Raw genomic sequence first — 18,414 nt, 5'->3', positions numbered from 1 at the left:
GATCAGGCCGTCTCGTAGAACGCGGGCTTCGCGGTGGCGTACGTGATCGGCTCGAGCGCACCGGACTGCTGCGCGCGCACGGCGACCTCGGCGACCACCGACGCCGTGTAGCCGTCCCAGGCGCTCGGGCCGTCGATGCCACCGGTGCGCGCGGCGTCGACCCATCGCTGCACCTCTTCGTCGTACGCGGCACCGAAGCGCTCGACGAACGACGGGGTGACGCCCTGGCCGGAGACGCCCTGCGACACGAGGTTGAGCGAGGTCTCGCGACCGATGTACGCGACACCGGACTCGAACACCGCATCGGTCGTGACCTGGTAGCCGAACTGGGCGTTCACGTTGATCTCGACGATCGCCATGGTGCCGGACTCGGTGGTGAACAGCACGAACTGCGGCTCGGGCAGGTCGGCCGGGGCGAGCGAGTTCTTGCGGGGCTTCTTGACCTCGACGCTCGTGATCGCCTCGCCCGTGATGAACGGGATGATGTCGATCTCGTGGATCACCGAGTCGTGGATGAGCATCGACTCGCTGAAGTTCGGCGGCGTGGTCGGGTTGCGGTGCGCGTGGTGCAGCGCGAGCAGGGCCCCGTTGGCCCCGGACTCGCGCAGCGCGCGCAGCTCCTGGTAGCCCTTGTCGAAGCGGCGCATGAAACCGACCTGGATCTTCGGACGGTCGGACGTCGCCTGCTCGAGTTCGACGATCCGCAACGAGTCCTCGGCCGAGGTCGTGAGCGGCTTCTCGCACAGGACGGCGAGACCGCGCTCGATCGCCGGCACCAGGACCGGCTCGTGCAGGAAGCCGGGCGTCGCGACGATGACGGCGTCGATCGGGGTGGCGTCGAGCGCCTCCTCGAACGATGCCGCGGTGATCGCGCCGGGCGCCTTCGCGGCGGCGGCGGTCGCACGGCCGGTGTCCGGGTCGACGATCGCGACGACGTCGGCGCCGGCGATGGTCGAGGTGATGCGACGGATGTGGTCGCTGCCCATGGCGCCCGCGCCGACGACGGCGACGCGGAGGTTGTCAGTGGTGCTCATGGCGGTGCTCCTGGGGTAGATGACGCTGCGTGGACGGCTGCTGGGGCCGGTCAGGACACGCGGGCGGCGGACGTGGAACCGAAGATGTGCTGGAAGGTGCGCTCGGCGATCGGGCCGGGGGCGTCGACCGAGCAGCCGTACATGTCCTGCTCGACGATGCCGAAGACGTCCGGGTTGATCTTCGCGACGGCCTCGATGATCGGGGCGAGCTCCGGGGTGCCGTGCGGCGGCTCGGTCATGATCCCCTGCGACACGGCGGTGGCGAACGGGACGTCGTTCTTCAGCACGTCGAAGAGCAGGTCGGTGTCGACCTGCTTGAGGTGCAGGTAGCCGATGCGCTCTGGGTGCGCGGCGATGAGCTTGAGGTTGTCGCCGCCGTAGTACGCGAAGTGGCCGGTGTCGAGGCAGAGGTTCGTGTACTCGGGGTTCGTCACCTCGAGGAACCGCACGGTCTCCTTGTAGGTGCCGACGTGGCTGTCCGCGTGGGTGTGGAACTGCTGGTGGACGCCGTACTCCTCGAGCAGCGCCTTGCCGAGCTGGTCGTGGCCCTTGCCGAGGCGGTCCCACTGCTCGTCGGTCAGGGTGCGTGACTCGAGGACCTCCTCCGTGGCGTCCGAGCGCCACAGGTCCGGGATCGTCACGAGGTGCTGGGCGCCGAGCTTCGCTGCCAGACCCGCGACCGCCACGGCCTGGTCCCAGGCACGCTGGAACTGGTCCTCGCCCTTGTGGAACCCGGTGAACACCGTTCCGGCGGACAGCTTCAGCCCGCGCGACTCGAGCTCGTCCGACAGCTGCGACGGGTCGGTCGGCAGGTAGCCGTACGGTCCGAGCTCGATCCACTCGTACCCGGCTGCGGCCGCTTCGTCGAGGAAGCGCTTCCACGGCACCTGGTTCGGGTCGTCGGGGAACCAGACGCCCCACGAGTCGGGGGCGGTGCCGATCCGGATGGCGTCGGTGGCGGTGGCGGTGTCGGTCATGACGTCGTCGTCTGCTTTCTGGGTGTGGTGCGTGTGGTGGACGGTGGTGCTCAGCCGAGCAGCGGGCGCTGTGCGGCGACCTGCTGCTCGTACTCGGCGCGGGCGGTCTGCGTGCTCGACAGCGTCGAGGTCTGTGCCACCGGCACGTCCCACCAGCCGTCGCCCTCGGGGGCGTAGACCAGCGGGTCCGAGTTGACGTGCACGAGGGTGGTGTGGTCGTTCGCCTTCGCCTGGCGCACCGCGGCCTTGAGGTCCTCGATGCTGTCCGGGCCGGGCTGGACCTCGATCACGTCGACGCCGTACGACCGCGCGTTCGCCGCGAGGTCGACCGGCAGCGGGTCGCCGTTGTCGAACGACTGCGTCTCGTCCAGGTAGCGGTACTTCGTGCCGTAGCGCTCGGACCCGACGGTCTCGGACAGGTGCCCGATCGACGCGTACCCGTGGTTCTGGATGAGCACGACGATGATCTTGATGCCCTCGGCCACGGCGGTGACGAGCTCGGTGTGCAGCATGAGGTAGCTGCCGTCGCCGACCATGACGATCGCGTCGCGGTCCGGGGCTCCACGACGGACGCCGATGCCGCCGGCGATCTCGTAGCCCATGCACGAGAACGCGTACTCGACGTGGTAGCCGAGGGCGTCCTGCACACGCCAGAGCTTGTGCAGGTCGCCGGGCAGCGAGCCGGCCGCCTGGATGACGACGTCGCGCGGGTCGGACACCGACTGCACGGCGCCGATGATCTCCGGCTGACCGGGCAGGTCGGCGCCGGACGGCGCGAACGCGCCGTCGACGGCCGCGTCCCACGCCGCCTTCAGCGACGCGATCTCCGCAGCGTAGGCGGCGTCGACGACGAACGCGGGCTCTGCGGGTGACGCCCCGGACGACGCGAGCGCCGCGGTCAACGCGACCAGGGCCTCCCGGGCATCCGCGATCAGCGGCAGCTGCGAACCGTGCTTGTACGCGTCGAACGCGGCCACGTTGACGTTCACGAACGTGACGTCCGGGTTCTGGAACGCGGTCCGCGACGCGGTCGTGAAGTCGCTGTACCGCGTGCCGATCCCGATCACGACGTCCGCCTGCGCGGCGACCGCGTTCGCGGCGGCCGTGCCGGTCGCGCCGATGCCACCGAGGTACTGCGGGTGGTCCCAGACGAGCGAGCCGCCGCCGGCCTGCGAGGTACCGACCGGGATGCCGGTGGCCTCGACGAAGGCGGCGAGCTCGTGCTCCGCGCCGGAGTACAGCACGCCACCGCCCGCGACGATCACCGGACGCTGCGCGCCCCGGATCGCGGCGACCGCACGCGCCAGCGGCCCGTGCTCGGGCAGCGGCCGACGGATGTGCCACTCGCGCGGCTGCAGGAACGCGACGGGGACGTCGAACTCCTCGGCCTGCACGTCCTCGGGCAGGGCGATCGTCACGGCACCGGTCTCGGCCGGGTCGGTGAGCACGCGCATCGCGGCGAGGGCGATCGAGAACAGCTGTTCGGGGCGCTCGACGCGGTCGAAGTAGCGCGACAGCGGACGGAACGCGTCCGTCACCTGGATCGAGGTGTCGTGCGGCAGCTCGATCTGCTGGAGCACCGGGTCGGTGGTCCGTGTCGCGAACGTGTCCGACGGCAGCAGCAGAGCGGGCAGGCGGTTCGTCGTCGCGAGCGCAGCGGCGGTGAGCATGTTCGCGGCGCCCGGGCCGACCGACGCCGTCGCGGCGAAGGTCGCACGGCGGCGGTGCATGCGGGCGAAGCCGACGGCCTCGTGCACCATCGCCTGCTCGTTGCGCGCCTGGTGGTACGGCAGCAGGCCGGGCTGTTCGACGTGGAGCTGCTTGATGGCCTGTCCGACGCCGGCGACGTTGCCGTGCCCGAAGATGCCGAAGATCCCCGGGATGGTGCGTTCGCGGACGTCGCCGTCGACGGTCCACTGGTTCGCCAGGAACTCGACGAGTGCCTGGCCGACGGTCATCCGGCGCGTCGCGCCGGTTTCGCGCGTGGTGGTGGTCACGCGGACTCCTTCTCGTAGGGCAGGCGCGGGTCGAGCTGCTCGCTCGCCCAGGCCTGGCGGACCCAGGCGTGGGCCGGGTCGTCGGTGATGTTCCAGACGCGCTCCGGGTCGGGCCCGGCCATCACGTTGAGGTAGTACATGTCGTAGCCGGGGGCGGCGACGGCGGGACCGTGCCAGCCGTGCGGCACCAGCGCGACGTCGCCAGTGCGCACTTCGCGGAACTCGTCGATCGGACGGTCGTCCGAGGCGTACGTGCGGTGCAGCGCGAACGGGTCGGCGGTGGCCGGAGCGGAGAGGCCGCGTGCGACCGCGGACTCGTAGTAGTAGATCTCCTCGAGGTTCGACTCCTCGCCCGGCACGTTGGTGTCGTGCTTGTGCGGCGGGTACGACGACCAGTTGCCGGCCGGCGTGATCACCTCGCACACGATGAACTTGTCGGCGTCGAGGGCCGCCGGGGTGCCGAAGTTGTGCACCTGGCGGCTGGACTGCCCGGCACCGCGGAGCTCCACCGGCACGTCCTGCCGGGCCACGTACGTGGTCGGCTTGACGGTGTCGGTGGGCGCCTCGGCGACCGCGAACCGGCCTGCGCCGGTGATCGTCGCCGCGGTGCCGGACCCGAGGTACAGGACGTCGGTGGGGCCCTCGAAGACGTTCGCGCGCCCCTGCAGGGCCTGCTCGCCGTCACCGGCGGCGCCCACGTAGGTCACGTGGAACGACCCGGCGAGCGGCACGACGATGCGCTCCACGGCGTCGGCCGGGAGGCGCAACTCGCGCGTGCCGGTCGGGTCACCGTCCGTCAGGGTGCCGGTCCGGAGCCCGGTGTGCGCCCATCCTGCGATGCGGCCGTCGACGACGTCGGTCCAGCCGGCCTCCGGCCGGCTCCCCTTCGGGATGAACCACTGGTCGTGCTCGTGCTGTTCGTTCGCCATGCTGCGGCTCAGTTGTTCGACGGGAAGCCGAGGTTGATGCCGCCGTGCGACGGGTCGAGCCAGCGGCTCGTGATCGCCTTCTGGCGGGTGAAGAAGCTCACGCCGTCGGCGCCGTACGCCTTGTGGTCACCGAACAGCGAGTTCTTCCAGCCGCCGAACGAGAAGTACGCGACCGGCACGGGGATCGGGACGTTGATGCCGATCATGCCGACCTGCACGTCGCGCTGGAAGCGACGGGCAGCGCCGCCGTCGTTCGTGAAGATGGCGGTCCCGTTGCCGTACGCACCCGAGTTGATGAGCTCGAGGCCCTCTTCGTACGTGGCGACGCGGACGACGCTCAACACCGGGCCGAAGATCTCCTCGGTGTAGACGCGGCTCGTGGTGGGGACCTGGTCGATCAGCGTCGGGCCCAGCCAGAAGCCGTTCTCGTCGCCGTCGGGTCGGACGGTGCGGCCGTCCACCACAACCACCGCACCGTCCTGCTCTGCGACCTCGATGTACGAGGCGACCTTGTCACGGTGCTGCTTCGTGACGAGCGGGCCCATGTCGCATCCGCGACGACCGTCGCCGATGCGCAGGGTGGCCGCGCGGTCCTTGATCTTCTGGATGAGCTCGTCGGCCACCGGCTCGACGGCGACGACGACCGAGATCGCCATGCAGCGCTCACCGGCGGAGCCGAAGCCCGCGTTGATGGCGTTGTCCGCGACCAGGTCGAGGTCGGCGTCCGGCAGCACCAGCATGTGGTTCTTCGCGCCGCCCAGGGCCTGCACGCGCTTGCCGTGCTTCGTGCCGGTCTCGTAGACGTACTGCGCGATCGGCGTCGAACCGACGAACGAGATCGACTCGACGTCGGGGCTCGTGAGCAGGCCGTCGACGCTCAGCTTGTCGCCGTTGAGGACGTTGAAGACACCGTCGGGGAGACCGGCCTCGGAGAACTTCTCGGCGAGCCAGATGGCGGCGCTCGGGTCCTTCTCGGACGGCTTCAGCACGACCGTGTTGCCCGCCGCGATCGCGATCGGCAGGAACCACAGCGGCACCATTGCCGGGAAGTTGAAGGGGCTGATGATGCCCACGACGCCGAGCGGCTGCCGGATCGAGTACACGTCGATGCCGGTCGAGACCTGGTCGGAGAACTCGCCCTTGAGCAGGCTCGGGATGTTCGTCGCGAGCTCCACGACCTCCTGCCCACGGGCGATCTCGCCCAGGGCGTCGTCGATGACCTTGCCGTGCTCGCTCGTGATGATCTCGGCGAGCTCGCCCTTGTCGCGGTTCAGGATCTCGCGGAACGAGAACAGGATCTGCTGGCGCTTGGTGAGCGACAGGTTGCTCCACGCCGGGAACGCCGCCTTGGCGCTCGCGATGGCGGCCTGGATCTCGTCCTCGTTCGCCAGGGCGACCTGCTTCGTCGCGACGCCCAGGGCCGGGTCGTACACGGGGGCGCTGTTGCCCGACGCGGACTCGACGTGCTTGCCGCCGATCCAGTGGCCGACGGTGGTGGTGGCGGTCTCCGTGGTGGTCATGCGTTGCTTCCTTCGAGTGTGGTGGCTTGTTCGTGCGTGGTGCCGGCGTTCGCGGTGCCGGCGCTCCCGGTGTGGACGAGGCCGGCGGCCACGTCGACCGCGGTGGCGACGTCGCCGTCCGGCGGGTAGAGCAGGGTCCGGCCGACGACCAGGCCGCGCACGCCGGGGAGTGCGAGGGCGTCGGCCCACTTGGCGTACGTCTCGAGCGGCTTGCTCGACGGGTCGCCACCGAGCAGGAGCGTCGGCAGCGTCGTCGCCGCCATCACCCGCTCCATGTCGTCGACGACCGGGATCTTGAGCCAGCTGTAGGCGCTGGACTCCCCCAGGCCCGCGGCGATCGCCATCGAGGTGATGACGGCGTCGGCGGTCAGGTCGTTCACGACCCGGCCGTCCTGCCACGCGGACATGAACGGCTCGAGCATGATCGGCAGCTGGAGTGCGGCGGCCTCGCTGACGGCGCGCGCCGTGGCCTCGAGCGTCGGGGCCGTGCCCGCGTCCTCGAGCGCGATGCGCACCAGGAGCTTGGCGAAGTCGAGTCCGGAGTCCTTGATGGCCTGTGCCGAGTACGCCGTGTAGCGGTCGTCCATCTCGAACGTCGCGCCGCGCAGTCCGCCCCGGTTCATCGACCCGACGACGACCTTGCCGTCGAGGGCACCGAGCAGTGCCAGGTCCTCGAGGATGTCGGGCGTCCCGAGCACACCGTCGACCCCGGGGCGACCGAGCGCCGTGACGAGCCGCTCGAGCAGGTCGTAGCGGTCGGCCATGGCGGACTCGTCGTTCCGGACCGCCAGGGCACCGCGTGCCGGGTGGTCGGCGGCGACGATGAAGAGCTTGCCGTCGTCGGCGAGCAGGGAGCGCTTGTGCCGAGCGTCGAGCACGGACCGCACCAGTTCGGGCTGTCCGGCGCGGATGTCCCGGAGGCGCTGGAAGTCAGCGGGGCTGATCTCAGGCATGGGTCTTCTCCTCGGTGTTGGTCGCACCCGTGCTCGTGTGGTTCGTGCCGTCGGCGGGGTTGCTGGCGATGAACGACTCGATCTCGTCGCTCGTGGGCATCGCCGTCGAGCACTCGAACCGGGTCGCGACGATGGCGCCGGCGGCGTTGCAGAAGGCGAGGATCCGTTCGAGACCCCAGCCCTGCAGCAGGCCGTGGGTCAGCGCGCCACCGAAGCCGTCGCCCGAGCCGAGCCCGTTGACGACGTCGATGTGGTGCGGGCGGAACTCGACGAACTCGTCGCGGGTCTTCGCCAGCACCCCCTTGGGTCCCTGCTTGACGATGGCGATCTCGACGCCGCGCTCGAGCAGGGCGTCGGCGGCACGGATCGGATCGGTCTCACCGACGGCGACCTCGCACTCCTCGCGGTTGCCGACGGCGACCGTGGCGTGTTCGAGGGCGACGGCGACCTCGCGCGTCGCGGCCTCGGGGCTCGACCAGAACATCGAGCGGTAGTCCAGGTCCAAGACGGTGTGGTTCTTCGTGCTGTTCTGCGCGGCTGTGCGCGCTTCGTACGCGACGTGGTGTGCCTGCCGACTCGGCTCTTCGCTCAGGCCGGTCACCGTGGTCCAGAAGATCTTCGCCCGCTCGATCTCGTGCAGCGGCAGGGACTTCGCCGTGATCATCAGGTCCGGCGCCTTCGGGGCCCGGTAGAAGTACAGCGGGAAGTCGTCCGGCGGGAAGATCTCGCAGAACGCGACAGGGGTGTTCAGCCCGTCGACCGTCTCGACGAACGCGTTCGCGACTCCGAACTCCGGCAGGGTGCGGGCGATGTACCGGCCGAAGGGGTCGTTGCCGGTGCGGGTGATGACCGCGGCGTCGGCACCGTGGCGCGCTGCGGCGATGGCGACGTTGGTCGCGCTGCCGCCGACGGACTTCGAGAACGTCGTGACGTCTTCGAGCGGGCCGGTCTGCTGCGGGTAGATGTCGACGCTGACGCGTCCCATCGTGATCACGTCGTAGGCGTGGGGAGCGGGGTTCGTCATGCGACGTGGTGGACCTTCCGTGCGGCTTCATCGGCGGACGTTCACGACTGTACACCGTGTTTGCCCTAATGTCATGACATGGTTTTCGGGGCTGGTCCCGCCGGGCGCGTGGCCGGGTCGGTGTGCCGGGAGGCCCGGTGTCGGTGGGTCCTGCCAAGGTCACGACATGCAGATCCTCGCCCTGGTCATCGGTCTCGTGATCGGAATCGCCGTCGGTGCGGTCGTCGCCTGGTCGCTCGCGCGGTCGCGCGCGGGCATCGACGCCGCGTCGTCCCGTGCGACGGCTGAGGCGCTCCGCGGCCAGCTCGAGGGTGCCCGCCGCGACGCCGAGGAACGCCTCGACGCCCAGGACACGCAGTACCGCCGCCAGGTCGACTCGCTCGAACGGCGCTCCGCCGAGCTCGAGCACCTGGTGCAGCGCATGCACGGCGTCGACGCGGCACGGAACCAGAACGAGTCCAAGGTGCTCTCCGCGCTCAGCCCCGTGGCGCAGACGCTCGACGTGATGCGCACGAAGATCGCCGAGCTCGAGCAGTCGCGGAGCGAGCAGTACGGCGCGCTCTCGGCGCAGCTCCGGTCGGCCGCAGAGTCAGAGGAACGCCTGCGCGCCACGGCCGACACCCTGGCCAGCGCCCTGTCGTCGAACAGCACCCGCGGCGTGTGGGGCGAGACGCAGCTGCGCAACGTGGTCGAGGCCGCCGGGTTGCTCGAACGGGTCGACTTCGACGTGCAGTCCTCGGTCACCACCTCGGCCGGCACCGCCCGGCCCGACATGGTCGTGCACCTGCCCGGCGGCAAGACCATCGCCGTCGACGCCAAGGTGCCGTTCAGCGCCTACCTGCAGGCCGCCGAGATCCCGGCGACCGCCACCGGCACCGAGGGGGCTCGGCGCGACGCCCTCATCGGACAGCACGTCAAGGCGCTCCGAGCGCACGTCGACGCCCTCGCCGCACGGGAATACTGGACCGGGTACGACGCCTCCCCCGAGCTCACCGTCGCCTTCATCCCGTCCGAGTCGCTCATCTCGAGCGCCCTCGCCGCCGACCCCGGCCTGCTCGACCACGCCTTCCGCAAGCGCATCGCGCTCGCTTCACCCGTGACCCTGTGGTCCGTGCTCAAGACCGTGGCGTTCTCGTGGCAGCAGGACGTCGTCTCGCAAGAGGCCCACGAGCTCTTCAAGGTCTCCCGCGAGCTCTACGGCCGGCTGTCCACGATGGCCGGGCACGTCGACAAGCTCGGCCGCTCGATCCGGGGCTCCGTCGTCGACTACAACCGGTTCGTCGGGTCCCTCGAGCGCCAGGTGCTGCCGAGCGCCCGTCGGCTGTCGCTGCTCGACGAGTCGAAGGTCATCGCCGACCCGTCGTCGATCGAGGACGAGCCACGGCTGCTCACGGCGCCGGAGCTCGTCGGCGCCGTCGACGAGGACTGAGCCGCTCGCTACGATCGATCGTCATGGGGGAAGCACTGCAGAACCATCCCGGCGACCGCGAGTTCCCGGTCCGTCCACGCTGGCGGCACCGGGCGATGGTCGCCAAGGCGCGGAAGCAGACCGGGCGACGACGGGACCGCGCCGCAGCGTGGATCATCATGGCGATCGCGATCGTCGCGTTCTTCGTCGCCCTCGTCGCCGCCACAGCCGGTCCGTACGACGTCCGGGCGCACTTCGGGTACGGCATCCAGGCGGTGTGGCGCTGCTTCCTGATCGCCGTCGTCGTGTGGTTCGTGCTGACCTTCATCACCTCGCTCCGTGACATCGGGCTGCCGGTGCGGGAACAGCGGCGGTACCGGGAGCGCACCGGTGCCCGCGAGCTGCCCGTCCGCCGACTGCAGCAGCTGGCCCTCGCCTCGTTCGGCGACTTCCACGACGGATGGTGGCCGGCGTCGCTCGCCCCGTACGGTTCGCGGGTGGAGCTCGGCGGCGAGTACCTGCAGGACACCACGCCGTCGCCCTTCGTGACCATACCCCTGCCCCCGCTGACGTTCCTGCGCCGCGAACTCGACGAGACCTACAAGATCGCAAGCGGGCGGGACGCACAGGCCTTCGCCGTCGACCTGCTCGGCCCGAAGAGCGTGTCGTGGCAGTTCCTCGCGTTGAGCCGATCCGCCGAGGGTGAGACCCGGCTCACCCGGCTGTCCTCACTGCTCGGCACCGACCCGTGGGCAGGGTCGAGCCTGCTCGAACGCCGAGCGGACCGCCCGCCGAAACTGCTCTGGTCGATGGACGTCAAGAACGCGGTCACCGCCGTCAGAGGTGCGTACGCCGCCGGGCTCCTGAGCGAGGACGATGCCTGGTCGTCGATCGACCTGGTCTCCGATGCCGCCTTCACCCTGTTCGACTCGTGGGAAGACTACTTCGACAACCTGCGGGCCGCGTACGCCCTGGTCTACGACGAGCTCAAGACGGTGCAGGAGTTCGATGCCGGGCGGCGCGAGCTCTTCGCCTCGAACTGGCCGGTCACGCGGTTGCCGTGGCCTGCGTCGCCGGGAGCGCCACTGCCCCGGACGGCCAGCGACCCGCTGTGGGCGGACGAGGACGACGCGTCGGTCTCCTGAACGCGACAGGATCACCGTCGGGGCGGCGGCTCATGAGTCGGAGGACCCGGGGAGCGCGCGGACGGCCTCGGCGTTGCGGTCCCACACGTGTTCTTTCGCGACGAGAAGGCCATCGGTCATTCTGCCTGGTCAGCTGATCAATCAGATGAGGGGGTTACCCTCGAGGACCTTCTTCGACAACGCTTCCCAATCACCAAAATCCGGCGTGTTCGCCCAGTTCGGCTCGACGTCGACTCCGTGGAACTGCTCCAAGTCTTTTGTCTGTTTGGAGTGGTCGATCCGCGTGCGCTGCCCCTCACCGTTCGGAGACAGGTGCAATTGATTGGAGAACAGGGGCTTGTTGGCCAGTGCACGCTCCTTCGGCCTGAAGTCATCAGGTTCGGGGAAGATCTTGTAGATCACTTCGCTGAGGAACAGCTGTCCGCCCCACCGGTTCGAATACGTGCCAAGGGTCACGTTGCGATTGTTTGCGTCCCAAACGAACACTTGGAAAGCTGGCCCGTCAACGGCAATACCGCCCCGAGGCGTGACCTCCATGGTCCAGGACGGCACAGCAGATGAGGGATCGATTGCAAAGCCGCCATCGTCCCGCCTGACGAAGGTGCCGACGCTCGGTTCGGCGGGGACCACAGTGAACCAGTCCATCTGGTCATCCTGATGCTGGCGCCAACGCCCGCGACAGTCTTGCTCGCTCAGGAATCCTCTCGGATCCGGTGTTCGGGTGAAGTGATTCCACTTCTGCATGTAGAGGTATCCGTGCTCGATCACGGGTTCTTCGATCGTCCTCGAGTTCTCGGCTCTACCGAATCTGAACATCAATCACCCCCGGCATTGAAAGAAGCACCGCGCCAACGTGCGTCAGCCAGTGCGGGGGGAAAGTTTCTGGGCACATATCGAGCGCCGACGCGATCCACGCTCTCGTCGAGCCGTACTTCAGTCAATTGAATGCCTCTAGATCATTCACGCCGTCTGCCTCCGCTCGAGCTTAGCCGCACGATCGAGCACCTTGATCAACGGCTTCGGCGCCAGGAACGCTCGTGCCAGCCCTTGAGCGGTGAAGCCGTCTGCACCGACCAATCTGGCCTTCGCTCCAGCACTCAGCATTGCACTGGCGCCAGCCACCGCGTCGTCCACGGAGACCGGATGTGGGTTCGATCGATTCGGTCGCACGGGGAGAGAACGTCGTACGAGCAGTCGGAGCGGAGTCTCTCCAGCCACGGCAGAGTTGAGCAGAGCCGCATCGGCACGAATTGCTGACTGGATGTCGATGAGGGACCCATGCGTAGCGGCCTCGAACACGACCGATACGCCCGCCTCATCATCCTCGAACACCCGATCCTGCTGCAGCATGGTGATGAGCCCGGCGGGTGCGTCCCCCAAGATTCGGGCATAGCTCAGTGGGGTCGCACCAAGGTCGTTGACATGGCACGGATCAGCGCCGACGTCGAGCAAGACGGCGACCGGATCAAGTCCGCCGTCGCCTGAGTTCGTCACTGCGAGCTGCAGCGGCGTCGTCCCCCAATGGTCCGGCGAGTCCACCTCCACCCCGAGGTCCAGGAGTGCTCGCATCGCATGCACCGCACCGGTCTGAGCCGCGAAGTGGAGGGGCGTGAGGGCGTCGGCATTGGCGCGTGATGCTGAGGACACTTCGAAGCCTTCCGACGCGATCCTCGTGATCGCCTGCGGATCGTCCGCGACGATCGCATCCCAGAACGCAGAACTGTCCATCGCCGTGCTCATCGGATGATGCTATCCAGGACGTCCACGCCAGCCGACTGCAAGCCCAGCTGGTCGGATCTGCGCTTCTTCCGAGCAGTCTCACGTCTGATGAGACGAGACTGCTGTCGCCCCCCTCGCACTCGGGGGAGACTGAGAGATCGATCCGTTCGACGGGTGACCGTCTCGAGCGCATCGCCCCAGCAATGCAGGAGCCCCGCTACTCGCGCGGCTGAGTCAGGCGCGTCATTCCGCCGAGATGTACCGCGCGGGAACGAGCAAGGCGAGGGTCACCCGGTCGTGGCCCTCCGAGAACTCCACGCCCTCCAGGTGCGCTCGAGCTGCATCGATTCGCAACAGGACGGGAGCGGTGGACTTGCGCCGCCCCGCCTGTATCGCCAGCTCGCGATCGGTCGTCAGATGCGCGTACTGGCGCCCCATCGGCAAGAGCCCGTCGCGCAGGATCGACTCAGCCGCAGCGGTGGAAGTTGCGTGCCAGAGCACCGGCTGCGGAACGATCGACGGCTTCACGATGCGCTCGTCCGTCGAGTGCCCGTACTGAGCACGGATCCGGTCGCCTTCGACGGCGAAGCGCTGCTTATCGGACTCGGCGACCACTCGGCGCAGATCTTCCAACGATGCCTGAATGCCCGACCGCTCCAAAGCGTCGGCAAGATCTGCGAGCGGGACGCTCCCGTCGGCACCGAGTTCCAGCCCGTACGCACCCGGTTCGTGCCGCAACGCGTGCGACATCGCCTTGCTGATCGACGTGTCCCTACGAGGCATGTCTCAGTCCTCTTCCTGCTCCGCGAGCCACGCTGCTCGATACTCCTCCATCTCCTCCCACCAGACGTCGAAGGACGTCCACTGCCCCCGGTACTCCGTCCCAGGCGAAGCAAACGTATGGATGATCAGCACGGGAGGGTCGCCCGAATGGTCGCCACCGTCAAAGCAGAACACATCGTCAGTGTCCTGGTGCTTTGCGAAGGGTACGAGGGAACGGGCCGGATACTGCTCGCCAACGATGTCAACCCAGTTCTTTGTCTGGTTCTCGTACTCAGACGTCCACATGAAGGGATCAATGTCGGGAAGCGGGTCTTGTGCAAGGGCGCGTTGGAAGCGCTCGGGGTACTGAAATCCCTCGGGCGCAATCAAGCGCGCCTCGACTTGCCGTTCCTCGACGGTTGTTAGTCGATGTTCCCTCACTGTGGTCCTCCGGTGAGCTTCGGGGGTCGTGAGACCCATCTGGATTCGCTTTCAACCAATTCGCGCCTTGCGACTTTATCCGACCCTCAGCGCCCCCAGCGTTCTGGGCTCGGCGTGGCCACGCCTCGTGAAGCATTCAACCTCTTTTGCCGTCAACGATTGATGCGGTTCGTGTACTCGGCCCCTGCACCGGAAAATCAGTGTGAGACTTGGCAGATCGTCGGATCAATTCAGATTGGCGCTTGATCAGTTCCCGCCTTGCCCTGCTACCCGACCAGCGGTCAACGGAATCCGGAGCAATCGCAAAGAGTTCCAGCTAGAAAGGCTACGGGTACGACCCTCGACCGTCACCTCGTTCTTCTACACTCGAGCCGAACTGGCTTCATCGAGACCGACTGATGACCCGCTGACCCCGTTCCTCTATTTGTGATTCAACCGATGTGTTCGTTTGAAGAGCAAAACAGGCAATGCCGTCTTTTGGTACAACAAAGGGGGCATTCCCAGCTAGGCTGACCAATGGGTTTTGTGTCTCGTAATACTCTCGGCTGTTGTACAGAACGATCCACCAATCGTCGGTCTCGATCCATCCCCTATCCCAAATAAGGTCTTCGTCAGCGCGCACTCCCTTCGCAAATTCGTCCTGAGCATCCTTCAGAGTTCGCATGCAAAATCACCGTGTCTTGAGTAGGAAGAGTTGATCGAAGTTCTCCAACTTGGCAAACGTTCCTGACTGTCCGTCGAGAAACGCAACGCCATTCCGATCATGCTGGCCGACTGGATCGGTACCCGCCCTGGTCCCAAAGACAACGCCACGAGCCCCCTCACCAGAGGAGTTCCACTTCCACTCGTGTAGCTGGGGCAGGCACGTCATTCTGCGCTGTCGCACTGTCCGGCCTCGAGCAACCCACCGCACGCCAGAGCAAAGCGCAGCACACGGTCAGTGACGCGTCGGTGAACGGCGGCATCTAGCGATGACGCCACCGGCGTCGAGCCGTCTGGTAGGCCATTTCAGATGTGGTCCGGAGGGTCCCTCCTCTTACAGGAGATCGAGCGGCAGGAAGGGCGATTTCATCTCAACGAGGTGCATGTCGGTCGCTTTCGCGATCGCCGGCAGTTCCAGCGCCCAATACCCGACGAATCCCGCACCGTAGCTGTCGCCCGGGGCGACTGCTTCCAGCGACCCCATCCAATCCATCGGTTTCATCCGTGATGGCCAGTCTGCGAGATACGTCTCGATGGCATGGCTGGCTTCGACTGGCTGCTCGAGCGCCGTGAGCAGGGGCCGCGCGAACCTCGGCGTCGAATGCTTGTTCTGATCCCAGGAGTGCTGAAGTCCGGTCGCAGACGCAAGCGCCGAGAACAGCGGGTCCGCCCCCTGCCGAACCACCGTCTCGAGGACCGTCCGCGCATGAGTCGTCCGGCCACAGCCCATCGTGATGCCGAGAAGCCGCAGCACACTGATGTAGTACTCGTTTCCGTCGCCGAGGCTGGGCGACGGCTTCTGGTCGGAGGACGCTAGGTCGACCCACGTGCAGTACGCATCCGCCACCGATTCAGCGACATCTCCGATGACGTCCAGGCCGACGCCCGCGGAGTACTGCGCGGCCAGGTAGCGGAGGCCCATGTGCCACTCGCCACGAACGGCGCTCAAGCGCTTCGTGGGATCGGTTGCTCGCTGCGCGGCAGCCTTGCGTCCTTCCCAATTGGTCGAGGTCACCTCGATGGCGCTCTGCCAGTATCGCGCATCGAACTCGGCGGCCCGCTGCCGGAGGGCAGTCTTGCGCCGGAAAAGCGGCATCAGGGGATCACCTTTCCACCCGTATCGACCATGAATCGTGTTGAACCTCCATCATGTCCGACGACGACGACACTTCGGGGGAGCTTCCCCTCGTCGAGCAGCTTCTGGACCGCGTCGAAGTGGCGCTCGTCCACGGCTCGTTCCAAACGAGTCAAGGCATCCCGCCCTGCTGGAGAGTCGATCCACTGATCACTCAGCTGACGCCCGCTCAGTTTCGTGTTCTTCAACAGGCTGTTCGGAGCAGCATCATCGTGCTTCGAGAACTTCGCCTCGCCGATCTCGTACTCGCCGGTCTTCTTGTTGAAGTAGACACCGTCGAGCCCGTTGGCACTGGTGCTGCCCTTCGTGTCGATCCGGTCGAAGCCGGAGCGAGCGTAGAGGTCGTGCATCTGCTGCTCTCCGAAGGCAGCCTTCTCGTCCTTGGTCGCGGTCCGTGCCAGGGTCCGCCCGTTCGGGTTGACCCTGACGCCGAGGGGCAGTTCGACCCGACGCCCGAACGGAACGGCAGACTTGGCCTTCCCGATGACCGATCTTCCCGCGGCGAGGACCCGGCCGCCTGCGCGAGAGATCCCACCCATGCCTCTCGCGTACTTGCCCAAACTCGCCAACCGCCCCAGTGCGCCGGCTGCGGGGACGCAGTCGAGCAGGGAGAACGCGAGGTCCCACCCGTCGGCTTCGCCCTTGCTCATCTTGTACAACGTGTCCGCCAACACCACGAGCGCGATCGCCGCGATGATCAACGTCCACGGCCCCGGGATGATCATCGCGATGATCCCACCCACCGCCACGACGACCTTCGCCACCGAGACGATGGTCTCCCATGCCTCGGACCCGAAGATCTTGTCCCACGTGGACTGCTTCCCGAGCCCCGCGTCCGCAGCTTCGCCGATCTTCGTCGCGGTCCGCTGCTCCGCGTCCTGCCAGTCACCCTTCGCATCCGCCACGAGCCGCTTCGCCGCATCGATCCGCGACTGCGCCGCCGAGATGTCCCCCTGCGCCGACGACACCGACCCCTGCGCGACGGACGCGTTGTCGGACGCTGCCCGCAACTGCGCCAGCGAGGGAACATTCACCCCGTCCGGCACGTCGGAACCTGCCGGGTACTCGTCCGCGACCTTCGACAGGTCCTTCGACGTCGACTCGTAGTGCGACAACGTCGACTGCGCATCCGCCAACCGGTCCTGCGCCGCGGCGAGGTCCCCGGTGGCGTCCTTCGCATCCGCCAACGCACCATCGGCCCGGTACTGGGTGTCATCGACCGTGTCAGCCCACCCCGACAACGCCGTCGCGGCGAGCTCGTACGAATCGACGAGCTTGGTCAAGTCCGACGGGGTGTCCTCGATCGCGTCGACGAACACGTCGGCCGCTTCACCCTCCCAGTCGGTCAGCCACCCGGACCCCTTGACGGACTGCAGCCGGGTCGAGGCGTCATCGGCCGCGTCGGAGATGCGCTGGTACTCCCGCGACATTATCCGCAACGTCGACGGATCACCCTTGACCGGATCATCACCCTGATCGACAACGTCCCACCCCGACGGTCGCCCCATCATTCCTCCCCAGGTCCGATCTCTCGCGCCGTTGTCCACAAGCGCGCGAGTGTGACCATATCAGGGGGCAGCGACGGGGACGAGTGCCACCGACGCGGCCGCGTCAGAGGGCTGCGCGGATGGCATCGAGGTCGGGGAACCCTCGGAGCCGGTACCGGGCGGGGCGGACGTCGAGCTCGTCGATCAGGTCGGTCGCCAACTCCCGGAGCCGACCGAAGGGCACGGGCTGCGTCTGGCCGTCGAGTGTGACGAGCACCACGGTGTCGACCGCGGCGACGATCGTCTCGACGTCCTGGGTCCACGACGAGTACGAGAAGGCCGGGGAGTCCTCGGCGAGCCGCGCAACCGACACCGCAGCGACGTGCACTTCCTCGCCCCGGCGATCGAACGACGCCTGGAGGTCGTCCTGCTGCAGGTTCGCGACCGTCGACGTCCACAGCGCTCGGATCGTCCGCAGTTCCCCGTCGAGCGACGGGTGCTCGAACCGCACCCACCCGTCACCGCGCAGCACCATGGGCGGTCCGCTCAGGACCTCGCCCTCGTCGTCGGCCAGGATCTGCTGGGCGACACCGGCCGCGACCTGGAGCCCGTCCTCGTCCTGGTCGCCGGTGACGATGAACGTCGTCGGCGCGACCGGGAAGACCACTGCGCTGCCGCGGAACTCGATGCCCTGGAACGCCTGCGGTGCGAGTACGAGCACCACGGCGAGGTCGGGGTCCTGGATGACGATCGTTCCGGGCTGGATCACCGCGACGTCGCCTCCGGCCTGCTCCTGCGCGGCGGCGACGGCTGCACGCAGGACGTCGTCGTCCGTCCAGCCCATCTCGGCGAGCGCCGGCGCGGTGAGGATCGCACCGTCCTCGTCCGCCAGGATCACGCCGAGGTCGGGCGCCACCGGCACGACGTGCGGCAGCCGGTCGGCCGTGCCGTCCGCCTCCGCGTGCAGCGTGCGGATGCCCGCGGTGTCCAGTCCGACGATCCGTGCCGTTGTCGCAGTCATGCGTCGAGCCTACGCAAGGGCTCGTACAACGGGGCGCCGCCGGAAGACCGGCGACGCCCCGAAGCGGCGGACGATCGTCCGGCCTAGAACCACTTCTCCGCACGGTGGTCCGCCTGGATGCGGCGGATGGTGTTCGAGCGCGACCGCAGCACGAGCGAGT

Annotated in this window: 17 protein-coding genes; 2 read left to right on the top strand and 15 right to left on the bottom strand. The window is 67.8% G+C overall.

Going from position 1 to position 18,414, the window contains the following annotated elements:
- Positions 1 to 2: 2 nt before the first annotated feature.
- From HQQ88_RS11045 to iolC, 7 genes are read right to left on the bottom strand one after another with little or no spacing between them, the layout of a single operon-like run.
- Complete coding sequence (locus tag HQQ88_RS11045; protein ID WP_123294146.1) at positions 3 to 1,034, bottom strand: Gfo/Idh/MocA family protein; 1,032 nt, start codon at positions 1,032 to 1,034, stop codon at positions 3 to 5.
- Positions 1,035 to 1,084: 50 nt separating this feature from the next.
- Entirely contained in the window at positions 1,085 to 2,011 is a 927-nt protein-coding gene (locus tag HQQ88_RS11040; protein WP_173169472.1) for a sugar phosphate isomerase/epimerase, read from the bottom strand.
- Between the two features lie 50 nt (positions 2,012 to 2,061).
- Positions 2,062 to 3,969 (bottom strand): 3D-(3,5/4)-trihydroxycyclohexane-1,2-dione acylhydrolase (decyclizing), encoded by a 1,908-nt coding sequence (gene iolD, locus HQQ88_RS11035; RefSeq protein ID WP_173169661.1) that lies wholly within the window; start codon positions 3,967 to 3,969, stop codon positions 2,062 to 2,064.
- A 35-nt stretch (positions 3,970 to 4,004) separates the two neighbouring features.
- A complete protein-coding gene (gene iolB / locus HQQ88_RS11030; RefSeq protein WP_173169471.1) occupies positions 4,005 to 4,937 on the bottom strand; it encodes a 5-deoxy-glucuronate isomerase in 933 nt (310 codons plus the stop codon).
- 8 nt (positions 4,938 to 4,945) lie between these two features.
- Positions 4,946 to 6,457, bottom strand: a complete 1,512-nt coding sequence (locus HQQ88_RS11025) for a CoA-acylating methylmalonate-semialdehyde dehydrogenase (protein ID WP_173169470.1) — start codon at positions 6,455 to 6,457, stop codon at positions 4,946 to 4,948.
- Positions 6,454 to 7,410 (bottom strand): class I fructose-bisphosphate aldolase, encoded by a 957-nt coding sequence (locus HQQ88_RS11020; RefSeq protein WP_200849152.1) that lies wholly within the window; start codon positions 7,408 to 7,410, stop codon positions 6,454 to 6,456. The genes HQQ88_RS11025 and HQQ88_RS11020 overlap by 4 nt, the downstream gene beginning before the upstream one ends.
- On the bottom strand, positions 7,403 to 8,434 hold the full coding sequence (gene iolC, locus HQQ88_RS11015; protein WP_173169469.1) for a 5-dehydro-2-deoxygluconokinase: 1,032 nt from the start codon (positions 8,432 to 8,434) through the stop codon (positions 7,403 to 7,405). Before iolC ends, HQQ88_RS11020 begins: the two co-directional genes overlap by 8 nt.
- A gap of 166 nt (positions 8,435 to 8,600) precedes the next feature.
- Here iolC and HQQ88_RS11010 point away from each other — a divergent pair, with 166 nt between their 5' ends.
- Both HQQ88_RS11010 and HQQ88_RS11005 read left to right on the top strand, forming a co-directional pair.
- The gene (locus HQQ88_RS11010; RefSeq protein WP_173169468.1) at positions 8,601 to 9,863 is read left to right on the top strand and encodes a DNA recombination protein RmuC; all 1,263 of its coding nucleotides are present in this window, start codon (positions 8,601 to 8,603) and stop codon (positions 9,861 to 9,863) included.
- Positions 9,864 to 9,886: 23 nt separating this feature from the next.
- Positions 9,887 to 10,987, top strand: coding sequence for a DUF1266 domain-containing protein (locus HQQ88_RS11005; protein ID WP_173169467.1), 1,101 nt, complete (start codon positions 9,887 to 9,889; stop codon positions 10,985 to 10,987).
- Between the two features lie 141 nt (positions 10,988 to 11,128).
- Here the strand turns inward: HQQ88_RS11005 and HQQ88_RS11000 are convergent, their stop codons facing one another.
- The 8 genes from HQQ88_RS11000 to HQQ88_RS10965 form a co-directional block, all read right to left on the bottom strand.
- A complete protein-coding gene (locus HQQ88_RS11000; protein WP_123294153.1) occupies positions 11,129 to 11,755 on the bottom strand; it encodes a hypothetical protein in 627 nt (208 codons plus the stop codon).
- 192 nt (positions 11,756 to 11,947) lie between these two features.
- Positions 11,948 to 12,727 (bottom strand): ankyrin repeat domain-containing protein, encoded by a 780-nt coding sequence (locus tag HQQ88_RS10995; protein ID WP_131845301.1) that lies wholly within the window; start codon positions 12,725 to 12,727, stop codon positions 11,948 to 11,950.
- Positions 12,728 to 12,949: 222 nt separating this feature from the next.
- Entirely contained in the window at positions 12,950 to 13,489 is a 540-nt protein-coding gene (locus HQQ88_RS10990; protein ID WP_173169466.1) for an RNA 2'-phosphotransferase, read from the bottom strand.
- Between the two features lie 3 nt (positions 13,490 to 13,492).
- On the bottom strand, positions 13,493 to 13,948 hold the full coding sequence (locus HQQ88_RS10985; protein WP_131845300.1) for an SMI1/KNR4 family protein: 456 nt from the start codon (positions 13,946 to 13,948) through the stop codon (positions 13,493 to 13,495).
- 343 nt (positions 13,949 to 14,291) lie between these two features.
- Complete coding sequence (locus tag HQQ88_RS20160) at positions 14,292 to 14,573, bottom strand: YrhB domain-containing protein (RefSeq protein ID WP_111092483.1); 282 nt, start codon at positions 14,571 to 14,573, stop codon at positions 14,292 to 14,294.
- Between the two features lie 372 nt (positions 14,574 to 14,945).
- Positions 14,946 to 15,707 carry a PoNe immunity protein domain-containing protein gene (locus tag HQQ88_RS10975; RefSeq protein WP_123294158.1) on the bottom strand — a complete coding sequence of 254 codons (762 nt, stop codon included), beginning with the start codon at positions 15,705 to 15,707 and terminating at the stop codon, positions 14,946 to 14,948.
- Positions 15,707 to 17,254, bottom strand: coding sequence for a putative T7SS-secreted protein (locus HQQ88_RS10970; RefSeq protein ID WP_367917009.1), 1,548 nt, complete (start codon positions 17,252 to 17,254; stop codon positions 15,707 to 15,709). The genes HQQ88_RS10975 and HQQ88_RS10970 overlap by 1 nt, the downstream gene beginning before the upstream one ends.
- 103 nt (positions 17,255 to 17,357) lie before the next feature.
- A complete protein-coding gene (locus tag HQQ88_RS10965) occupies positions 17,358 to 18,254 on the bottom strand; it encodes a hypothetical protein (protein ID WP_173169464.1) in 897 nt (298 codons plus the stop codon).
- Between the last annotated feature and the right edge of the window lie 160 nt (positions 18,255 to 18,414).

Origin of the sequence: Curtobacterium sp. VKM Ac-2861, from assembly GCF_013204965.1 — a bacterium.
Classification (GTDB): domain Bacteria; phylum Actinomycetota; class Actinomycetes; order Actinomycetales; family Microbacteriaceae; genus Curtobacterium.
Note: the sequence above shows the minus strand (reverse complement) of the source record. Positions and strands in the feature narration are given on the sequence as shown.